The sequence below is a fragment of the Mycolicibacterium sp. HS_4_1 genome (assembly GCF_054515875.1).
Genome location: NZ_CM137261.1, coordinates 3,139,455 through 3,158,947, shown reverse-complemented (window position 1 = coordinate 3,158,947; position 19,493 = coordinate 3,139,455). Strand labels below are relative to the sequence as shown.

General features: G+C 66.4%; 21 protein-coding genes. 10 read left to right on the top strand and 11 right to left on the bottom strand.

Going from position 1 to position 19,493, the window contains the following annotated elements; all coding sequences use genetic code 11:
• Positions 1-38 precede the first annotated feature (38 nt).
• The 3 genes from ACX12F_RS15120 to ACX12F_RS15110 are packed head-to-tail and all read right to left on the bottom strand — an operon-like array spanning position 39 to position 2,324.
• A complete protein-coding gene (locus ACX12F_RS15120) occupies positions 39-1,271 on the bottom strand; it encodes an NAD(P)/FAD-dependent oxidoreductase (RefSeq protein ID WP_459365374.1) in 1,233 nt (410 codons plus the stop codon).
• A 48-nt stretch (positions 1,272-1,319) separates the two neighbouring features.
• Positions 1,320-1,955 (bottom strand): endonuclease, encoded by a 636-nt coding sequence (locus ACX12F_RS15115; RefSeq protein ID WP_459365373.1) that lies wholly within the window; start codon positions 1,953-1,955, stop codon positions 1,320-1,322.
• A gap of 36 nt (positions 1,956-1,991) precedes the next feature.
• Positions 1,992-2,324, bottom strand: a complete 333-nt coding sequence (locus tag ACX12F_RS15110; RefSeq protein ID WP_459365372.1) for a TfoX/Sxy family protein — start codon at positions 2,322-2,324, stop codon at positions 1,992-1,994.
• A gap of 80 nt (positions 2,325-2,404) precedes the next feature.
• On the opposite strand from ACX12F_RS15110, the gene ACX12F_RS15105 reads away from it, so the two are divergent.
• Both ACX12F_RS15105 and ACX12F_RS15100 read left to right on the top strand, forming a co-directional pair.
• Positions 2,405-3,454, top strand: a complete 1,050-nt coding sequence (locus ACX12F_RS15105) for an ABC transporter permease (protein ID WP_459365371.1) — start codon at positions 2,405-2,407, stop codon at positions 3,452-3,454.
• Between the two features lie 3 nt (positions 3,455-3,457).
• On the top strand, positions 3,458-4,474 hold the full coding sequence (locus tag ACX12F_RS15100) for an ABC transporter ATP-binding protein (protein ID WP_459365370.1): 1,017 nt from the start codon (positions 3,458-3,460) through the stop codon (positions 4,472-4,474).
• 3 nt (positions 4,475-4,477) lie between these two features.
• On the opposite strand, the gene ACX12F_RS15095 is transcribed toward ACX12F_RS15100, so the two are convergent.
• The 3 genes from ACX12F_RS15095 to ACX12F_RS15085 form a co-directional block, all read right to left on the bottom strand.
• A complete protein-coding gene (locus tag ACX12F_RS15095; protein WP_459365369.1) occupies positions 4,478-4,867 on the bottom strand; it encodes a nitroreductase family deazaflavin-dependent oxidoreductase in 390 nt (129 codons plus the stop codon).
• An 85-nt stretch (positions 4,868-4,952) separates the two neighbouring features.
• Positions 4,953-7,310, bottom strand: coding sequence for an endopeptidase La (lon, locus tag ACX12F_RS15090; protein WP_459365368.1), 2,358 nt, complete (start codon positions 7,308-7,310; stop codon positions 4,953-4,955).
• Between the two features lie 29 nt (positions 7,311-7,339).
• Positions 7,340-7,996, bottom strand: coding sequence for a VC0807 family protein (locus ACX12F_RS15085; RefSeq protein ID WP_459365367.1), 657 nt, complete (start codon positions 7,994-7,996; stop codon positions 7,340-7,342).
• A 204-nt stretch (positions 7,997-8,200) separates the two neighbouring features.
• Here ACX12F_RS15085 and ACX12F_RS15080 point away from each other — a divergent pair, with 204 nt between their 5' ends.
• The 3 genes from ACX12F_RS15080 to ACX12F_RS15070 are packed head-to-tail and all read left to right on the top strand — an operon-like array spanning position 8,201 to position 10,338.
• A complete protein-coding gene (locus tag ACX12F_RS15080; RefSeq protein ID WP_459365366.1) occupies positions 8,201-8,851 on the top strand; it encodes a PaaI family thioesterase in 651 nt (216 codons plus the stop codon).
• A gap of 12 nt (positions 8,852-8,863) precedes the next feature.
• On the top strand, positions 8,864-9,571 hold the full coding sequence (locus ACX12F_RS15075) for an EthD domain-containing protein (protein WP_459365365.1): 708 nt from the start codon (positions 8,864-8,866) through the stop codon (positions 9,569-9,571).
• Positions 9,568-10,338, top strand: a complete 771-nt coding sequence (locus ACX12F_RS15070; protein WP_459365364.1) for an enoyl-CoA hydratase/isomerase family protein — start codon at positions 9,568-9,570, stop codon at positions 10,336-10,338. The genes ACX12F_RS15075 and ACX12F_RS15070 overlap by 4 nt, the downstream gene beginning before the upstream one ends.
• On the opposite strand, the gene ACX12F_RS15065 is transcribed toward ACX12F_RS15070, so the two are convergent.
• Together ACX12F_RS15065 and ACX12F_RS15060 are read right to left on the bottom strand one after the other, a co-directional pair.
• A complete protein-coding gene (locus tag ACX12F_RS15065) occupies positions 10,335-10,523 on the bottom strand; it encodes a (2Fe-2S)-binding protein (RefSeq protein WP_061001233.1) in 189 nt (62 codons plus the stop codon). The genes ACX12F_RS15070 and ACX12F_RS15065 overlap by 4 nt on opposite strands.
• Entirely contained in the window at positions 10,523-11,170 is a 648-nt protein-coding gene (locus ACX12F_RS15060) for a fatty-acid--CoA ligase (RefSeq protein WP_459365363.1), read from the bottom strand. The genes ACX12F_RS15065 and ACX12F_RS15060 overlap by 1 nt, the downstream gene beginning before the upstream one ends.
• Before the next feature lie 270 nt (positions 11,171-11,440).
• Between ACX12F_RS15060 and bfr the strand changes: the two genes are divergently transcribed.
• Positions 11,441-11,920 carry a bacterioferritin gene (bfr, locus tag ACX12F_RS15055; protein WP_267317631.1) on the top strand — a complete coding sequence of 160 codons (480 nt, stop codon included), beginning with the start codon at positions 11,441-11,443 and terminating at the stop codon, positions 11,918-11,920.
• A 120-nt stretch (positions 11,921-12,040) separates the two neighbouring features.
• Positions 12,041-12,523, top strand: coding sequence for a carboxymuconolactone decarboxylase family protein (locus tag ACX12F_RS15050; RefSeq protein ID WP_459365362.1), 483 nt, complete (start codon positions 12,041-12,043; stop codon positions 12,521-12,523).
• A 12-nt stretch (positions 12,524-12,535) separates the two neighbouring features.
• Here ACX12F_RS15050 and ACX12F_RS15045 read toward each other — a convergent pair whose 3' ends face one another.
• Positions 12,536-12,979 (bottom strand): nuclear transport factor 2 family protein, encoded by a 444-nt coding sequence (locus tag ACX12F_RS15045; RefSeq protein WP_138230842.1) that lies wholly within the window; start codon positions 12,977-12,979, stop codon positions 12,536-12,538.
• Positions 12,969-14,768: an N-acyl-D-amino-acid deacylase family protein gene (locus tag ACX12F_RS15040; RefSeq protein WP_459365361.1), complete on the bottom strand. Its 1,800-nt coding sequence runs from the start codon at positions 14,766-14,768 to the stop codon at positions 12,969-12,971. Before ACX12F_RS15040 ends, ACX12F_RS15045 begins: the two co-directional genes overlap by 11 nt.
• A gap of 123 nt (positions 14,769-14,891) precedes the next feature.
• Here ACX12F_RS15040 and ACX12F_RS15035 point away from each other — a divergent pair, with 123 nt between their 5' ends.
• Both ACX12F_RS15035 and ACX12F_RS15030 read left to right on the top strand, forming a co-directional pair.
• On the top strand, positions 14,892-15,800 hold the full coding sequence (locus tag ACX12F_RS15035; RefSeq protein WP_459365360.1) for a dienelactone hydrolase family protein: 909 nt from the start codon (positions 14,892-14,894) through the stop codon (positions 15,798-15,800).
• Positions 15,797-16,180 carry a cupredoxin domain-containing protein gene (locus tag ACX12F_RS15030; RefSeq protein WP_459365359.1) on the top strand — a complete coding sequence of 128 codons (384 nt, stop codon included), beginning with the start codon at positions 15,797-15,799 and terminating at the stop codon, positions 16,178-16,180. Before ACX12F_RS15035 ends, ACX12F_RS15030 begins: the two co-directional genes overlap by 4 nt.
• A gap of 4 nt (positions 16,181-16,184) precedes the next feature.
• On the opposite strand, the gene ACX12F_RS15025 is transcribed toward ACX12F_RS15030, so the two are convergent.
• Positions 16,185-17,468 carry a cytochrome P450 gene (locus ACX12F_RS15025; protein WP_459365358.1) on the bottom strand — a complete coding sequence of 428 codons (1,284 nt, stop codon included), beginning with the start codon at positions 17,466-17,468 and terminating at the stop codon, positions 16,185-16,187.
• Between the two features lie 80 nt (positions 17,469-17,548).
• Here ACX12F_RS15025 and ACX12F_RS15020 point away from each other — a divergent pair, with 80 nt between their 5' ends.
• Entirely contained in the window at positions 17,549-19,489 is a 1,941-nt protein-coding gene (locus ACX12F_RS15020; RefSeq protein WP_459365357.1) for a flavin-containing monooxygenase, read from the top strand.
• Positions 19,490-19,493: the final 4 nt, after the last annotated feature.

Genomic DNA, 19,493 nt, shown 5'->3' with positions numbered 1-19,493 from the left:
CATCAAAGCAGAAGGGTCCGACAAAAAACGGAAACGCGCTACCCAGTCAAGGTCGACAACGAAACCGACGGATCAGCGAGCGCTCCGGCGTCGACCGGGCGGCGGGATCTGATGAGTTTCTTGATGTCGTCGAGGCCTTCCCAGATGTTGACGTTCATCCCGGCCAGTACCCGGTGCCCGCCGTCGAGCCAGAACATGGTGAACTCGCGCGTGCCGAGATCGCCACGGGTGATCGACGCCTGATACTGCGGTGCGTAGCCGACATACTCCATTCCGAGGTCGAACTGGTCGGTGAAGAAATACGGCAGCTCGTCGTAACTGCTTGGGGTACCGAGCATTCCATCGACGGCGACCGTGGGCTGCTTGAGGGCGTTGGCCCAGTGCTCGGTGCGGATCGGGACCCCGAACAGCGGATGTTCCGCGGCCGCGATGTCACCCACGGCGTAGATGTCACTGTCACTGGTCATCAATGTTTCGTCGACCGCGATACCGCCGTCGGCGATCACCAGTCCCGAGCGTTCGGCGAACTCGACATTCGGCGTGGCGCCCACCGCGACGAGAACCGCGTCGGCCTCGACAGTGGACCCGTCGCCGAGTCGCAGTCCCGTGGCTTTGCCGCCAGCGGTGGTGATCTCCTCGACTGCGGTGCTCAACCGCAGGTCGACGCCGTGGTCCCGGTGCAGGCCGACGAACACCTCACCGGCCTCGCGGCCCAACGAGGCCAGCAGAGGTAGTGCGGCCGATTCCACCACTGTCACGTCGGTGCCCAGTCCGCGCGCACTGGCTGCGACCTCGAGCCCGATCCAGCCGCCGCCGACGATCGCCAGCCGCCGTCCGTTGCCGAGTTTTGCCAGCAACTCAGTGGCGTCGTCGACGGTGCGCAGGAAGTACACGCCGTCGGCGTCCGAACCGGGGATCGGCGGTTTCCGCGAGCGGGATCCGGTGGCCAGCAATAACTTGTCGTAGTGTTCGTGATCGCCGTCGTTGAAGGCCACCATATGCGCGGTGCGGTCAAGGGTGGTCACCTCCGTGCCGAGCCGCAGATCGACGTCGTGCTCGGCATACCAGCTCTTCGGCTGCACCGTGAATTCCTCGAGGGTCTTCTTGCCGGCCATGAATTCCTTGGACAGCGGCGGACGTTCGTAGGGCAATCTGTCCTCGGCGGCGAACAACACCACTTGTCCCTCAAAACCCTTCGTGCGCAGGGCTTCCGCGGTCTTGGCGCCGGCCAGCCCGCCGCCGATGATCACGAATGTGGGTGAGCCGGCCATATCGAGTCTTCCCTTCGGTAGTCGAGATGTGAATCAGTACTTCAGAAATCAGTTTTCGATACGTCGGCGCAGGGTGTCGTCGAGCGATACCCGGACGAGTGCGGCGGCGAGTCGCGCATTGTGTTTGGGGGCCAGCCTCCCGAGCTTCCGTGCCTCGGTGGGCAGCCCCAACTCCTTCGCCGTGGACAGTGCGCGTTCATCGAAATACGGTTGCACCCAGGTCCAGACGTCCTGGATCTCGCGCAGGAAGATGTCGGCGCCGGTATGGCCGATGCCGTCGAATCCCTGCAAGGCCTTACTCGCCGCCGCCACATCGTGGTGGGCCCTGACCCGCAGGTTGCGAAGGTCGCCGCCGTATTCATCGTTGACCCGGTTCGCGATACGGGTCATTCGGGTCGCCGAACTCTCGTCGTACCTGGCGTAGCCGGCGCGACCAAAGGCGGCGATCATGTCACTGCGGTCAGCCTTCAGCACGGCCGCCGGAGTGCGAATCCCAGCGCGGAACAACTCACGGGCCGCGGCCACCGCGGTGTCCGCGGAGATGGGCTTGCTGGCCAACATGCACAGCGACAGCAGCTTGAACAGCGGCATCGGCTTGTCGCGGAGCGTGATCCCGGCATCCTCGGCATACGTGGTACCGGCTGCGTCGAGCAACCGCGCGACGACCTGACGATCCCGTGCCATACCTCCACGCATACCCATCCGCGCGGTGCGCAAACGCTACTTGGGTGGCAGTGCGGCCGCGTACCCGACGCCGCGGTCGACCCAGCCCTGCAGCTGCCGTTTGGTTTTCAGCCCGTCGGGCGCGACCCGCAGCCAACCTCGCATCTCGCGGCCGCCCATCACCATCGAGTCGACGTGTTGGCGTCGCAGCAACGTCTCGGTGTCGTCGGGCGCAACCCGGACCAGCAGGCCACCATCTCGGCTGGCTGCCACCGACATGTTGCCGTTCAACAGAAACGCGAGCCCGCCGAACATCCGCTTTTCGTCGACGCCGCCGACCGGGCCGAGCAGTTCACGGATCCGGTGGGCCAGATCCTCGTCAAAGGCCATGCGGCCAGTCTCGCACTAATCAGCCGTCGGCTTTGGCTATCTTGCTGCTGCACAGTCAGCGAACACGTTAGATTCCTCAGGTGCTGATCGCGGCGTTGCGGGACCTGCAGTGGCGGCGGCGCCGATTTCTCATCGCGGTCGTCGGAACTTCGTTCGTGTTCGCGATGACGTTGGTGCTCACCGGACTGGCCAACGGTTTCCGGGTGGAGGCCGGTAACACCGTCAATTCGCTCGGCATCGACTACTTCATGATCCAGAACGGCGCGGCGGGCCCGTTTCTGGGTTCATCACCGTTCGCCCAGACCGAAGTCGAACGCGCACAGAAACTTCCGGGCGTCCAGGCTGCCGCAGCGGTGGTCTACGCGGGCACAACGGCCCTCGACAACGGGACGCCGCGGACCATGAACCTGTTCGGTGCACCCACCGCCGGGCCCGGCATGCCGGCGATGTCCCTGGGGCGCGCGCCCGCCACACCCGACGAGATCGCGGTGTCGTCCACCCTGGGCCGCAAGATCGGCGACCAGATGCACATCGCCTCACACACATTGCAGGTGGTGGGAATCGTCAACAATTCGACCGTGCTGGCGCAGCAGCCCAACCTGTTCCTGACGACGGTGGGCGCGCAACGGCTGGTGTACGGCGGGCAGCCCGTCATCGCGTCGGTCGGAATCCGGGGTAACCCGACCAAGGCGCTCGACGGCTACCGTCTGGTGGACCGTCGCGGTGCCATCGACGACATGATGCGGCCGCTGAAGGTCGCTGTTGATGCCATCAGCATCATGGCCGTCCTGCTCTGGGTGGTGGCCGCGACGATCATCGGCATGTTCATCTACATGTCCGCGATGGAACGCACCCGGGACTTCGCGGTGTTCAAAGCCGTTGGGGTGAAGACGAAATCGATGATGGCCGGGCTGGCGATGCAGGCCGTGTTCGTGGCCGTCTGCTCCGCGGCGATCGGAGTCCTTCTGGCCATGCTGCTCGGGCCCATGTTCCCGATGCGGGTGGACGTCCCGGCCGGGGCCTACCTGTTGTTGCCCGTCGTGGCCATCACCATCGGACTGATCGCCAGCCTGGCCGGCATGCGCAGAGCGGTGACAATCGATCCAGCGATGGCATTCGGGGGGCCATAGACCATGAGCGGCTTACAGATTCGCGACCTGGTGGTTGAATACGGCAAGTCCGCCGACAAGGTCAGGCCGATCGACAATTTCGAGCTCGAGCTGTCGGCCGGATCGCTGGCGATCCTGTTGGGACCCAGCGGTTGTGGGAAGACGACGCTGCTCTCGTGCATGGGCGGGATCCTCAAGCCCACGTCGGGCCGGATCCTCTTCGACGGCATCGACGTCACCGCACTCGGGCCCAAGGCACTCACCGACTACCGCCGCAACACCGTCGGCATCGTGTTCCAGGCGTTCAACCTGGTGCCCAGCCTGACCGCCGCGGAGAACGTCATGGTGCCGATGCGGGCCGCCGGTATGAGCCGGGGCGCAGCCCGGCAGCGCGCCGCGGAACTGTTGGACCGCGTCGGACTGTCGCATCGGATGACACACCGCCCCGGTGACATGTCCGGCGGACAGCAGCAGCGGGTCGCGGTGGCCAGGGCCATCGCACTGGACCCGCCGCTGATCCTGGCCGACGAGCCGACGGCGCACCTGGACTTCATCCAGGTCGAGGAGGTGCTGCGGCTCATCCGGGAGCTTGCCGACGATCGCGTCGTGGTGGTCGCCACCCATGACAGCCGCATGCTGCCGCTGGCGGACCGCGTCGTCGAGCTTGTCCCGACTGTCGCCAGCACCGAGCGGGAGCCCGAGGTATTCGAGCTCGATGCCGGCGACCTGGTGTTCGAGCAGACCACGATCGGCGACCTGATCTATGTGGTCAAGGAGGGCCGCTTCGAGATCACCCGGGAGATGCCCGACGGGGCGACGATGCTGTTGTTCACCGCCGGGCCTGGTGAGTACTTCGGCGAGATCGGGCCGCTGTTCGGCATACCGCGCACGGCGACGGTCCGCGCGCTCACCGACGGAGTCGTCGTCGGCTACACGGTGAAGGATTTCCGGGCCCGGCTGGGCCCGGATCGCATCCACGAACTCATCGAGCACCGCGCGATCAATCTGGCCGACGAGTCGCCGTCGGCCGACATCGCCTGAGACTCAGTCCAGGTCGACGCGGACCGACAGCAGGTCGGTGCCCATCACCCGGACGACGGCGCTGTTCAGCTGTGGAAGTTGACGCAGCCGGGCGACCGGGTCGTCGTCGGGCACCAGGTGCGCCGTGCCGCTGCGCCATTCGCCGTTGATACGCACGCGCACAGCGGGATTCGCCTTGATGTTGCGGACGAAGTCAGCGTGGTCGCCGTGCTCGGACACCAGCCAGAAGGCGCCGTCGATGACCCGACCGCCGATCGCGGTGTGCCGGGGTTCGCCGGACTTGCGCCCGATGGTCTCGAGCATGGTCACCGGCAGCTGCCGGCCCACCGGATTGACCAGGCGTCGCTGCACGGTGTGGACCACACGCCGCTTGAGCTCATTGAGGTTGGGCATGTGCCCATCTAACGCGAACGGACCCAAAAGTCCCACCACCATGAGGTGAACAGGAGCATTTGGGTCCGCTCGCGTCATTCAGTTGTCAGGCAGCCACCGTGGCGGTCTCCGCCGCCGGCTCCAGCGCCTGGGCGATGATGTCCGCGACGTCGGTCATGGGCCGCACATCGAGTGCGTTCAAGACCTCGGCCGGCACATCGTCCAGGTCGGGCTCGTTGCGTGACGGGATGAAGACTGTTGTCAGCCCGGCACGTTGGGCTGCCATCAGCTTCTGCTTGACCCCACCGATGGGCAGCACCCGCCCGTTCAGCGTGACCTCGCCCGTCATCCCGACGTCGGAACGCACCTGCCGTCCGGTGGCCATGGACACCAAAGCGGTCACCATGGTCACGCCAGCCGACGGACCGTCCTTGGGCACGGCGCCCGCGGGCACGTGCACGTGGATGCGACGATCCAGCGCCGTCGGATCGACACCCAGCTCCGCCGCGTGCGACCGCACGTAGGACAGCGCGATCTGCGCCGACTCCTTCATCACGTCGCCCAGCTGGCCGGTCAACTGCAGGCCCGGTTCTCCGTCGTTCGAGCCGGCTTCGATGTAGAGCACATCGCCGCCCATGCCCGTGACGGCCAGTCCGGTCGCCACACCTGGCACCGCGGTGCGCTCCGCCGACTCCGGCAGGAATCGCGGACGGCCGAGGTACTCGACCAGGTCCGGTTCGTCTACCGTCACCGCGTCGGCACCAGATGCCAGCCGCGTGGTCACCTTCCGCAGCGCCTTCGCCAGCAGTCGCTCGAACTGCCGGACACCCGGCTCGCGGGTGTAGTCCGCGGCGATCTTGCGCAGCGCCGCGTCCGTCACCGTCACCTCGTCGGTGGTCAACGCCGCCCGTTCGGCCTGCCGGGGCAGCAGGTAATCCCGGGCGATGGCGACCTTGTCGTCCTCGGTGTAGCCGTCGAGGGTGATCAGTTCCATGCGGTCCAGCAGAGCCGAGGGGATGTTCTCGATGACGTTGGCCGTCGCCAGGAACACCACGTCGGACAGGTCCAGATCCAGGTCCAGGTAGTGGTCCCGGAACGTGTGGTTCTGCGCCGGGTCCAGCACCTCGAGCAGTGCCGCTGCCGGATCGCCACGGTAGTCGGAGCCCACCTTGTCGACCTCGTCAAGCAGCACAACGGGATTCATCGAACCGGCTTCGCCGATGGCCCGCACGATGCGGCCCGGCAGCGCACCGACGTAGGTGCGACGGTGCCCGCGGATCTCGGCCTCGTCGCGCACGCCGCCCAGGGCCACGCGGACGAACTTACGGCCGAGGGCCCGCGCCACCGACTCGCCCAGCGACGTCTTGCCGACGCCGGGCGGACCGGCCAGCACCATGACCGCGCCCGAGCCGCGCCCGCCGACGACGGCCATGCCGCGCTGAGCGCGACGGGCCCGCACGGCCAGGTACTCGACGATGCGGTCCTTCACGTCGTCCAGACCGTGGTGATCGGCATCCAGCACCGCGCGAGCGGCCGTCAGGTCCGTCGAATCCTCGGTCCGCTCGTTCCAGGGCAGGTCCAGGACGGTGTCCAGCCACGTACGAATCCAGCCGCCTTCCGGGGTCTGCTCGCTGGAGCGTTCCAGCTTGCCGACCTCGCGCAGGGCGGCTTCGCGCACCTTCTCGGGCAGATTGGCCGCCTCGATACGGGTCCGGTAGTCAGCGGGTTCCTCGGCCCCCGCAGAACCGTCGAGTTCGCCCAGCTCCTTGCGGATGGCGTCCAGCTGCTGGCGCAGCAGGAATTCCTTCTGCCGCTTGTCCATGCCCGCGCGGACGTCCTCGGCGATCTTGTCGTTGACCTCGACCTCGGCCAGGTGCTCGCCGGTCCATCCGATGAGCAGGCTCAGGCGACGACTCACGTCCTCGGTCTCCAGCAGTTCGCGCTTCTGCACGTCGGACAGGTACGAGGCGTAACCCGCGGTGTCCGCCACCGCGGACGGCTCGCTGATCTGGTTGACCGCGTCGACGATCTGCCAGGCCTCCCGCCGCTGCAGGATGGCCAGCAGCAGCTTCTTGTATTCGGCTGCCAGGGTCCGGGTCTCCTCGGTGGCAGCGGGCTCCTCGACCTCGTCGACCAGAACCCACAAGGCGCTGCCCGGGCCGGACGTGCCGGAACCGATGTGCGCACGTCGCTCACCGCGGACCACGGCCGCGGCACCGCCGCTGGGTATCCGGCCGACCTGGACGATCGACGCCAGGACGCCGTGGGTGGGGTAGCGGTCGTCGAGGCGGGGCGCGATGAGCAGTTTGCCGGCCTCGCCGGCGGTAGCGGCGGCCTGGGCCGCATCGACCGCGGCCCGCGCGGCCTCATCGAGTTCGATGGGCACGACCATGCCCGGCAGGACGATCGGCTCGGTGACAAACAGGACGGGAACAGCGATGGGCGCTGTTGTGGCGTCAGACATCCGTACCTCCAAAGTTGAATCTCCTGCGCTCAACCTTTGGGGGTCTCGATTTGTTCCACGGCCACCGGCCCGCGCTGTTCCCGCGCTTCCCACCGGATTCTGGCCCGCTTGCCGACGATGAACGTCGCCGTCATGAGCACGGCGGTGGTGGCCAGCGCCAACACCGAGGTCACGGCATTGGCGACGTCCACCGACGCAGAGAAGATGACTGCCAGATGGAGTGCGGTTCCCACGAGCAACCCGATGCCCCACATCGCTGAGAGCAGAATGTGCACTCGCCGGCGATAGGCGACCGCAGCCGGGCTGGTGTCGGGTTGTCCGGTCTGTACCCGTTCCGAGACGACCTGGGTCAGTGGCGTGCCGACCACGCAGCTGCCGAGGAAGACCACGCCGCCGAGGCCGCCCACCAACGTGTTGCCCGCCAGCAGCATTCGCGGATCCGACGTGCTGAGCCCGACGGCCAGGCTCAGCCCGAAGTTGAGCATGAGATAGCCGGCGAACGGATCGAGGCGGCGAGCGTTGATCGCGTCGTAGGCGACTTTGCCGCCGGCCAGCACGGTGGCGGTGAGCAGGGCCACATACTCCGAGACGCCCGCGGCGCGCAGTCCGTAGTACGCGATCAGCGGCGGTGCGACATCGAGCAGGATGCCGCGAATGATCGGTCGCATGGACGGTGCCTCGCTCACCGCGACGACACTATGTGGCGACCGTGATTCGCGCACAAAAGCGGGAGCCTGCCGTCTCGGGGGTAACGGCAGGCTCCCGTGTTACTAGTGAAGCACCCAGAGTGCTGACCTGCGGTTGCCGATACCGAAGAGTGATGTCGCAGTTGGCTAACGGTTGGGACTCGGAACAGGGCTCATGGCGGAACCGACCCCACCCTCGACAGCATGATTAGAACGTGTTCTAGTTCAAGGGTGCTCGAGGACACCTTGCAGAAGCTCAGCGCCGACGAGGTCGCGCGGATGCGGGCCATCTATGAACCGTTGACGCAGTCTGTGCGCGAGTTGATCGATGCCACCATCCGGACCGAAACCGGCGCAGACACCGTTGCCGCCGTCAAGGCCGAGATCGACGCCGCCACCGCCCAGCTGCGGGCCAACCAGCTCGAGGGCTCGTTCGGCATCCGCTTCGGCGCCCAGGGCAGTGAAATGCCCTGGGGCAACGCGGTGATCGGGGTGCGCAATCCGATTGCGGCGCCGGTGGAACTGATCCGGGCCGAGGACGGCAGCGTGTCGGCCGACTTTCATCTCGGCGCCGCGTACGAGGGCCCGCCGGGGCATGTACACGGCGGAGTGTCGGCGATGATCCTCGACCATGTGCTGGGTGAGGGGGCGAGCCTGCCGGGACAACCGCGACTGACCGGCACGCTCACCATGCGCTACCGGCGCATGACGCGGCTGGGTGATCTGCACACCGAGGCCCGCATCGTCCGGACCGAAGGCATCAAGACATACGCCGTCGGGCACATCGCCGATGCCGAGGGCGTCACGGTCGAGGCCGAGGGCGTGTTCATCACACCGCGCTGGGCGCGGGACTGACCGGGAGGTTCCATGGAGAAGGTCATGGTCACGCTCCGGCGTGCCGCGGCGGACGACGCCTGGTGTGCCCGTCTGCGCACCGAGGTCGCCGATGAGTTGCTGGCGCTGGGCGTGCCCGGCCTGGCGGTCAACGTCAAAGACGCCCCGGTGCGGGACTCGCTCATGGTGCTGACCACGCTCGAACCGCCGGTGGTGGCGGTGATCAGCGTGTGGACCCAGCAGTACTACGGGGCGCAGATGACCGCGGTACTGGACCGCCTGCGCACAGAGTGCACCGAGTTGGCGGCCTACCTGGTGACCGAATCGGTCCCGATGGCCGGTCCGGCCATCGTCCTCGGTGAACGCACCACAGGCCTCGCGAATGTCGCGCTGCTGCGCCGCCCGGACGGGATGGACGAACGGGAGTGGTTCCGCCGCTGGCACATTGACCACACTCAGATCGCGATCGACACCCAGTCCACGTTCGGTTACACGCAGAACGCGGTGGTCCGTGCGCTGACGCCCGATGCCCCGCAGCTCGGCGCCATCGTCGAGGAGTTGTTCCCCATCGAGGCGACCACCAGCCTGCACGCGTTCTTCGGAGCTGCTGACGACGCCGACCTGGCCGACCGCGCGGGCAAGATGGCCGCGAGCACGTCGGCCTTCGGGGCCAACGTCAACGTGGACACCGTGCCCACCAGCCGCTACGTCATACGAAACCCGTTTGGAGACAAGCTGTGACCGACACCGCCGCGCTCGTGCAGATCGACGACACCAACCGGGTGCGCACCCTGACCCTGAACCGGCCCGACGCCCTCAACGCGTTCAGTGAGGCGCTGTACGACGCGACCACGATCGCGTTGAGGGAGGCCGCGGCCGATCCGGAGGTCTCGGTCGTCCTGCTCACCGGCGCCGGGCGGGCTTTCAGCGCCGGCAACGACCTCGTCGAGATGCAGGCGATGGTCACCAATCCCGAGTATCAGATGGGGGAGTACGGCTTTCCCGGGCTGATCGAGGCGCTGACGGCGTTCCCGAAGCCGTTGATCTGTGCGGTGAACGGGGTCGGTCTGGGAATCGGCACCACCATCCTCGGCTACGCCGATCTGGCGTTCATGTCGACGACCGCGCGGCTCAAATGCCCGTTCACCAGCTTGGGGGTGGCATCGGAGGCGGCGTCGTCATACCTGTTGCCGCGGTTGATGGGCCGGCAGAACGCGGCCTGGCTGCTGCTGTCGTCGGAGTGGGTGAGTGCCGAGGAAGCACTGCGCATGGGTCTGGTGTGGCGCGTGTGTGAGCCCGACGACCTGCTGCCGGAAGCTCGCCGGCACGCGGAAATCATTGCAGCGCGGCCACTTTCGAGCTTGATGGCGGTCAAGTACGCGATGGTCGAGCCGACGCGTGACGCGATCGTCGCGGCGACGCAACGGGAGTCCGGGCAGTTCGCCGAGTTGCTCGGTGGTGCTGCCAACGCCGACGCGCTGAGCGCGTTCGTGGGGCGTAAGAACTAACCCGCTTTGTGCACCGGGCAGTCGGTGCGGGCCGCTTCGATGATGGCCCGCACCGTCCGCCGGCAGCGGCCGCAGTCCAGGCCCGCACCGCATTTCTCGGCGATCTGCTTCGAGGTTGTTGCACCGTCGGCGACCAGCTCGGTCACGACCTGACTGGTCACTCCGGTACAGAGGCAGACGAACATCAGCCGGCCTCCTCGTCGAACGACTCGACCGACGTGAGGTGGGCCAGGGTGCCCACGAAAACCGTCGGATAGACACCGAAGCCGGCCGCCGACATCCATTCGGCAGCGGCGTCGGGGTGATCGATCCAGCGGCGCGCGGCGGCTTCGCTCTCGATCTGCTGCAGGATCAGCACCTCGTGGCCGTCATCGAAGGCCCGGTACACCCAGACCTTGCACACACCGGCATCCCGGAAGCGCCCGGCGGCATCGTGCACCTTGTCCATGAGGGCGGGGACGTCCTCGACCGCGGTGACGACACCGACGATGACGGACGCAACGGCATGCTCGCCTGGGGGCGGTTCGGCCAGGTCGATCTTTTCGACCACCTCACCGGCGAATACCGCCGGGATGTCGTCCACGCCGGACGCATCGAAGAATTCGAATACCGCGGGTGAGCGCAAGACTTCGCGCACAGAATTCGCATTGCGAATACCGACGGTGGCCAATACCCGCCCTGGCTCCCACAAGGACGAATACACGACGACGTGGTGTGCCGAGAGTTCCGTCAGAATCGATCGGTGCGACTTCAGTCGCCGCCACATCGCTTCCACGTCGTCGACGCGATAATCGGCGGCAAAGATCAGCGAGTGCAACGGCTGCTCGCTCATCGGTCCTGCCATTCGGGGTCGCGGGGACCGCGGACGGGCGGCCCGCGGCGGTTAGTGCAGTCTAACCTTACTTAGGGCAGCCAGTCCATAGCTGCTGGCCAGCGCCGGAGTTGCGAATCGGGAAATCGGGCAGGCGCGGCAGAATCGCGGCGGAAACGCGGGGCGATCCGGTCGCCGGCAGGGGACCGCTGCACTAGGTTTGCACAAGGCGCCACGTTGTTCCGCGCCAGTGACACTTGACCCAGCCCCGATGGTGTTTAAGGAGCCGAAATGCAAGGCGACCCCGAAATTCTCAAATTGCTCAACGAGCAATTGACCAGTGAACTCACCGCGATCAACCAATACTTCTTGCACTCCAAAATGCAGGACAATTGGGGCTTCACCGAATTGGCGAAGCACACCCGTGAAGAGTCGTTCGAGGAAATGCGCCATGCAGAAACGCTCACCGATCGCATTCTGCTGCTCGACGGCCTGCCCAATTACCAGCGGCTGTTCTCGCTGCGCGTCGGGCAGACGCTGCGCGAGCAGTTCGAGGCCGACCTGGCCATCGAGTACGAAGTGGTCAACCGGCTGAAGCCAGGCATCATCATGTGCCGCGAGAAGGGCGATGCCACCAGTGCCAACATCTTCGAGGCCATCCTGGCGGACGAGGAAGGCCACATCGACTACCTCGAAACCCAGCTGGAGTTGATGGACAAGCTCGGTGAGCAGCTCTACGCGGCCCAGTGTGTGTCGCGGCCGCCGTCATAGACCGGTGTCGCGATTACGGCCTCGCCCTTCGGGGCGGGGCCGTTGTCGTTGGTGCATCCGAGACCGATTCATCGGTGAAAAAACTAGAACTTGTTTCAGTCTTGGCGTAGCGTGCGAAAAGTGAGCCGAATCGGAGATTTCACCGACGAAGACGTAACCGCCTGGGTGCTCAAGTCACCCGACATCGCTACGGCCATGGCGGGTTTCACCCACGCGGTGTACACCAAGGGCCGCTTGCCCTTACGGGTTCGCGAACTGGCGCGCGCGGTGATCGCGCTCGACAACGAATGCGTGACGTGTCAGAACACCCGGGACGCAGCGGGTCCCGGGGCCGGCGTCGACGAGGACCTCTACAACCATGCGGGCGTCTGGCAGACCTGGCCCGGCTACTCCGACCAGGAGCGCATCGCGGCCGAGTTCGCCTACCGCTTCGCCACCGATCACACCGGCCTGCGCGACGACGGAGACTTCTGGGCCCGCGCCGCAGAGCATTTCAGCGACGAGCTGTTGACCGACCTGGCGCTGTCGTGTGCCATGTGGCTCGGCATGGGCCGGATGCTGCGCACCCTCGACATCGGTCAGGCCTGCAAGATCACCCTCTGAGCGGCGCGGCGGTCAGACCAGGCCCGTCGCGTCGAAAATCCACGACATGTCAGCGGTCGCGAAGTTCTCCAGCCAGGACGGCGGCGCGAAGTTGGACAGCGCGCTCATGTCCCAGTAGTCCTTCCACAACGTCACCTTGCCGTTCTCCACGCGGTGCACCGTGACGAACTTGAGTACCGCGGATTCCCCGGTCTCCCAATGCCATTCCTCATGATGCTCGTACATGGCGTCGGCGCCGTTGGTCAGCAGCAGACCGTCGAAGTTCTCATAGGAGGCCAGCGGTTCCAGCCCGATCTTGAGGCGCTTGACGATGTCCTCGGGTCCGCGGGCGGCGGCGGCCGGGCCGACTGGCATGTCCAGGTAGATGCAGTCGTCGGACACGAAGTCCGTCAACCGTTCCCAGTCCCGCGCGGACAGCGCCTGCCACAATCCGTGGATCGTATCCTCAACCGACACTGGCGAATTCACCTTCCTTGGCGACGGGCAGAGCTGGGGTCTGACGGGCGAACCGCAGGAAGCGGCCGGTACGGGTGGTGCCCACCAGTTCGGTCGGCACGCCGTCTCGGAACACCTGCTGGCCGCTGACGAACACCGCGGCGACGGTGGCGTCGTTGCGGTTGACCATGCGGGACAGTCCGCCGTACTGCTCGACGGGATCCTCGGCGTAGGCGTCCAGCGAAACGTCCAGGCGCTCGGGGTCGATGACGACCAGGTCGGCCCGGTCGCCGACGCGCAGATGTCCGGCGTCCAGGCGGTACCAGTCCGCGAGTTCGCCGGTCAGTCGATGAACGGCCTGCTCGACGGTCAAGAAGGGAGTTCCGGCGCGTTCGGCGTCGCGCACGTGCCGTAGCAGGCGCAGGCCCATGTTGTAGAACGCCATGTTCCGCAGGTGTGCGCCGGCATCGGAGAAGCCGAGCTGGATGCCGGGATCGCGGGCCAGCTTCTTCAGCACTTCGGGGCGGTGGTTGGAAATTGTTGTGCGCCAGCGGAGGTGGCGCCCGTACTCGAGTACCAGATCCAGGAAGGCGTCCACCGGGTGCAGGCCGCGCTCGACGCCGACCTGACCGAAGGTTTTGCCGGCCAGGGATTCGTCGGGGCAGCCGACGATCTCCGCGTCGAAGAAGTCACGGTGCCACACCCGGACGCCGAACTTCTTCTCGTAGTCCTTGCGGAACTGGCGGCGGTAGTCGTCGTTTCGCATCAGCTCGTTGCGCTCGACCTCGTCGCGCAGGTGCAGAGCCGCTGCGCCGGAACCGAATTCCTCGAACACCACGAGGTCGATGCCGTCGGCGTAGACCTCGAACGGCACCGGCAGATGCTGCCACCGGAAGTTCCCGCCGAGCTTGTTCACCAGCCGGGCAATCGGCCCCATGATGGTGATGGCATAGGGGTTGGCCTTGATGTCGGCCGCGGAGAGCAGGCTGGTCTTGAGGTTCTCCCGGAACAGGCCGAGGGATTGGGCCAACTGGGACACCAGGTTCAGCGGATTCTGCAGGTCCGGGCCGGACTGCAGGATGCGGCCCGAGCGCCGCAGCTGCGTCTTGAGCCGGCGCAGTTCGCGTGCCCGGGCATAGGTCGACGGCAGGGTGCGCGACCGGCAGGTGTCGCCGTCGATCTTGTCGAAAAGCAGCTGTTGCGAAGACATTCCGACGAAGCCGGCCTGCAGCGCGGCCGAGAGCATCTGTTCCATCTCGGCCTGCTCGCCGCGCGTCGGGCGGACATCCTCGCGGGTGGCGCGGTCCAGACCCATGACGGCGGTGCGCATGTCGGAATGGCCGATGAACGCGGCCACGTTCGGCCCGAGCGGGCGATCTTCGAGTGCGGTGACGTAACCCTCTGCGGTGTCCCAGGTCTTGTTCTCGTCGACAGCGGCGATAACGTGATCGCGCGGGATGGCCTCCACGCGGCCGAACAGGTCACCGGCGTCTTCACCGCCGACGTGCACGGTCGAGAGGGAACACGAACCCAGCATCACCGTGGTCACGCCGTGCCGCAGCGACTCGGCCAGGCCGGGGCCGGCGAGGACCTCGACGTCGTAGTGCGTGTGGATGTCCAGCAGGCCGGGGGTCACCCACTTGCCGGTGGCGTCGACGACGTTCGAGCATCCGGCCTCGTCCAGGTCCACCCCGATCTCCACCACGTGCCCGGCGCGAATTCCGATGTCCCGGACGGCAGCAGGCGCACCGGTTCCGTCGAACCAGCGCCCGTTGCGAATGATCGTGTCGAACGTCGTTGCAGAGGTCACCTAGCTATAGAAGCGTGCCGCTCAGGCCGCTGTCAATGAAAAAGTGAACACTTTCGTAACATTGTCTACTCGTCCAGGGGAAACCTGGGACGTCCCTCAGGATCAGGGCGGATACTGACTCGGGTGACCCCCTTGCAGCGGTACATCGCCGAGGAAATCGCCACCGACCATGTCGACGGGTTGCTGTCCCGCCGGGAAGCCATGCGCAGGCTCGCGCTGTTGGGCGTGGGCACCGCGACCGCGACCGCCCTGATCGCCGCATGCGGCGAGAGTCGCGGTCCGACCGCGGCCACGACGTCGACAACGGCAAGCAAGCCGTCGATCGAGCCCGGCCCTCCGCCTGGTCTGGAGAACGCCGTGCAGCCGGCGCCGATCACCTGGGCCGACGACAAGCTGCAGGGGGCGTGGGCCGGGGCCGCCCAGCCTCGCGGCGCGGTATTGGTGATCCACGAGAACAAGGGCCTGAACGACTGGGTCCGGTCGGTCGTCGGCCGCTTCGGCGGCACGGGGTACTCGGCACTGGGCATTGATCTCCTGTCGGCGCAGGGCGGCACCGCGGCATTCAAAGATCCCGCGGAAGCCACTGCGGCACTGGGCAAGATCCCTCCGGACCAGTTCGTCGCCGACCTGCGTTCGGGGCTCGACGAGCTGCAGCGGCGGGCTCCCGGCGTCAAGCTCGCGGTCATCGGGTTCTGCTTCGGCGGCGGGCTCACCTGGCAGCTGCTGGCCGCCGGGGAGCCGAGGCTGGCGGCGGCGCTGCCGTTCTACGGGCCGCTGCCGGACCCGCATGACTTCGCGGGCTCGAAACAGGCTGCGGTGCTGGCATTTTACGGCGCCAAGGACGAGCGGGTGACATCCAGTAAGGACGCGGCGGCGGCGGCACTGGAGCAGGCCGGCATGGCCCATCAGATCATCGTGGAGCCCGACGCCGATCACGCCTTCTTCAATGACTCGGGTCCGCGGTACAACGCCGCGGCGGCCGCCGATGCGTGGCAGCAGACGCAGTCCTGGCTGGAGAGGTACCTGGCATGACCGCGACGCGGATGTCGGCGGTGCTCGTGGCGATGTCGCTGGCGACCGGGGCGGGGGCGGGGTGCTCGAGCCCGGCACCGGCGCCGAACAGCACCCCGCCGGCCAGTGCGGTACCGGTGACCGGCCCCGTGCAGGGCCCGGCGATCACCATCACCGCGCTGAACTTCGGTGACCCGCTGACCGTGTCGCCCGGCGCGAAGATCACCGTCGTGAACAGCGACGACGTCGCGCATACCGTGACGTCGAAGGTCAAGGGGCAGTTCGACGTCAAGGTCGGCGGCAATGCGCAGGTGACCTTCAGCGCTCCCACGACACCGGGTCGCTACCCGTACTACTGCGTGTATCACCCCGGCATGGTCGGAGTGCTGATCGTCCAGTAACCGGTCAGCGTGGCGGCGTCCAACTCACCGGTAAGCGCTTGATGCCGTGGATGAACTGCGACCAGAGCCGGTCGGGTTCGTCGGTGGCCGTCAGGTCCGGCACACGGCGGTGGATCTCCTCGAACGCCACGGCGATCTCGCGGCGCGCCAGGTTCGCACCCAGGCAGAAGTGTGCGCCACCGCCACCGAAACCCACATGCGGATTGGGGTTCCGGTGCACGTCGAACAGCCAGGGTCGGTCGAATTTCGCCTCGTCCCGGTTGGCCGAGCCGTACCACAACGTAACTTTCTGCCCGGCTTGCATCTTCACGCGGCTCAGCTCGAAATCCTGTGTCAGGGTGCGGCGCATGTAGACCACGGGGGAGGCCCAGCGGATGACCTCCTCGACCGCGGTGGGCGCCACCGCGTCATAGTCGGCCCACCACTGGTCGCGCTGCTCAGGGAACCGGCTGAGGGTCAGCACCCCGTGGCTGATCGCATTGCGCGTCGTCTCGTTCCCCGCGACCACCAGCAGGATGAAGAACGACGCCACCTCGCCCGACGTGAGTCGTTCGCCGTCGACCTCGGCCTGCACCAGAGCCGTGGTCAGATCGTCGTGGGGGTGGCCGCGCCGATCGTCGGCCAGCGCGGTGGCGTAGGCGCCGATGTCCATGGCGCAGCGGAAGAACTCCTCGTAATCGGTGGTCAGGTCGGGGTCACCGAAGCCGAGAATGATGTTGGTCCAGTGGAAAATCCGTTCGTGGTCCCGCTCCGGAATGCCCATCATGTCGCAGATGATCTGCAGCGGCAGGGGTCCCGCCAGGTCGGCCACGATGTCGCCGTGACCGTCCGGGTGGCGCTCGATCATCGACTCGACCAGGCTGCGCGCCCGGTTGCGCACCGACGCTTCGGTCCGCGCCACCACTTTCGGGGTGAACGCGCTGCGCACGATGTTGCGCAGCCGGGTGTGCCGCGGGTCGTCCAGCACGATCATCGATCCGAAGTACTCGGCGAGTTCGGGGGCTTGCTCAGGGATCGTGATGCCTCCCGCGGAGCTGAAGATGTGCGGGTGGCGGCTGGCGAAGAACACGTCGTCGTAGCGGGTCAACGCCCAGTGGCCCGGACCCGGTTCGAACCCTTCCTGAGCCAGTTCGGCGTGAAATGAGATGGGTGCTTCACGCCGCAACGTGGCGAACGCAGCGTCCCGGAACGCGTCGCGCCGGCCCCAGAACTTGATCGAACTGAGGTCGATGTCGGACAGCGCGAGGTCAGCCGGCGCAGCGCCGTTGTCGAGTAACGCTATGGCCATCTTCGGAGCGTAAGGCCCGGCCGGCAGTGGCGCGGCAGAATCAGCTGCGAAGAATCCGCTGAACGTGATAGGCCGTTGGAGTGCGTAACCCACATGCAGGACAACCATTTACGACCTCCGATGAGGAAATCGCCCGGGCTTTACTGGACGTCAGCATCCCCACGCTGATGCTGTCGCTGGTGCACATGTCGGGTGATCCGGAGCTCATCCGCGGTGCGCTGCGCCCGGCCGGGCTTTTCCTCAACGAGGTTCAGGGCTACATGTCTGAAGACGACAAGGCGGCGGTACGCACGCTGGCTCTCACGGTGATCGCGGACTACCGCGACCGGGGCTGCCCCGAGCCGCAGCCCGTCGGCGCCGAGCTGCTCAAGGAGATGATGGAGTGGCTGGTCTGCGAACCGGTGCCCGACGAGTACGTCCCGATGGTGCTGGAGGAGATGGAGCTCGACGGGTTGGACATCCGAGCTGTCCGGGCGACTGACGCTGCCGGCCGGGACGCCGAATCGACCACGGATTTCCCGGTGCTCGTCATCGGCTGCGGCGAATCGGGACTGCTCGCCGGGATTCGGCTGAAAGAGGCCGGGATTCCGTTCACCATCGTCGAACGCGCTGCCGGTGTCGGCGGTACCTGGTGGCACAACAGTTATCCGGGCGCCCGGGTCGACGTGGGAAACCACTTCTACTGCTACAGCTTTGAACCGAGCGATCACTGGACGCAGTTCTTTGCCGAACAACCCGAACTGCAGGCGTATTTCGAACGAATCCTGGACAAATATGAAATCCGCCCGCACGTCCGGTTCGAAACCGAGGTCACCGGCGCCATCTGGGATGAGGCGACCGCGACGTGGCAGGTGGCCGTCCGTGGGCCGGATGGGTCGGCAGAAACCGTGTCGGCCCGCGCGGTCATCAGCGCCGTCGGGCAACTCAACCGTCCTTATCTGCCGCCCATCCCGGGGCGCGACGACTTCGACGGGCCGTCCTTCCATTCGGCCGAGTGGGACCACGACGTCGACGTCACCGGAAAGCGCGTCGCGATGATCGGCGCGGGCGCCAGCGGCTTCCAGATTGCGCCGTCCATCGCCGATAAAGTGGCTTCGCTCAACATCTTTCAGCGCACCGCGCAATGGATGTTCCCCAACCCCAACTACCACGAAAAAGTCGGCGACGGCGTGAAGTGGGCGCTGAAGCACCTGCCGTTCTACGGCCGCTGGTACCGCTTCCTGCTGTTTTGGCCCGGCTGTGACAAGGGCTTGGCCGCGGCCCGCGTCGATCCTGACTATCCCGATCAAGGGCGCGCGGTGAGCGAGATCAACGACGTCACGCGAATCATGTTCACCGAGTGGATCAAAGGCCAGATCGGTGACAATCCGGACCTGCTCGCCAAGGTCATCCCGGACTACCCGGCGACCGGCAAACGGACATTGCAGGACAACGGAAGTTGGCTCCAGACGCTCAAGCAGGACCATGTCGAACTCATCTGGACGCCTATCGCACGCATCGAACGCGGCGCGGTCGTCACGGCCGACGAGCAGCGGCACCCTGCGGATGTGATCGTGTATGCCACCGGATTTCACGCCGGAAAGGTGCTGTGGCCCATGGCCGTCGTCGGCCGCGACGGTCGCGTGCTGGCCGAGCAGTGGGGTGAACGCCCGACCGCCTATCTCGGCATCACCGTGCCGGGATTCCCGAACTTCTTCTGTATGTACGGACCGGGCACCAATCTCGCGAGCGGCGGCAGCCTGATCTTCCATTCGGAGTGCCAGATGCGGTACATCTCAACGTGTCTGGAGCTGCTGTTGTCCGGGCACGGTCGGTGGATGGAACCGCGGCAGGAACGCCTCGACGACTGGGTGCAGCGCAGCCAGGCGGAGATGCGCACCATGGTCTGGTCCCAGCCGTCCATCCGGCACTCGTTCTACAAGAACGCCGACGGCGACGTCTACACGCTCAGCCCGTGGCGTCTGGTCGACTACTGGACCTGGACGCGCAACGTGGACCCGGAGGACTACACCTTCGGGTGAGGGG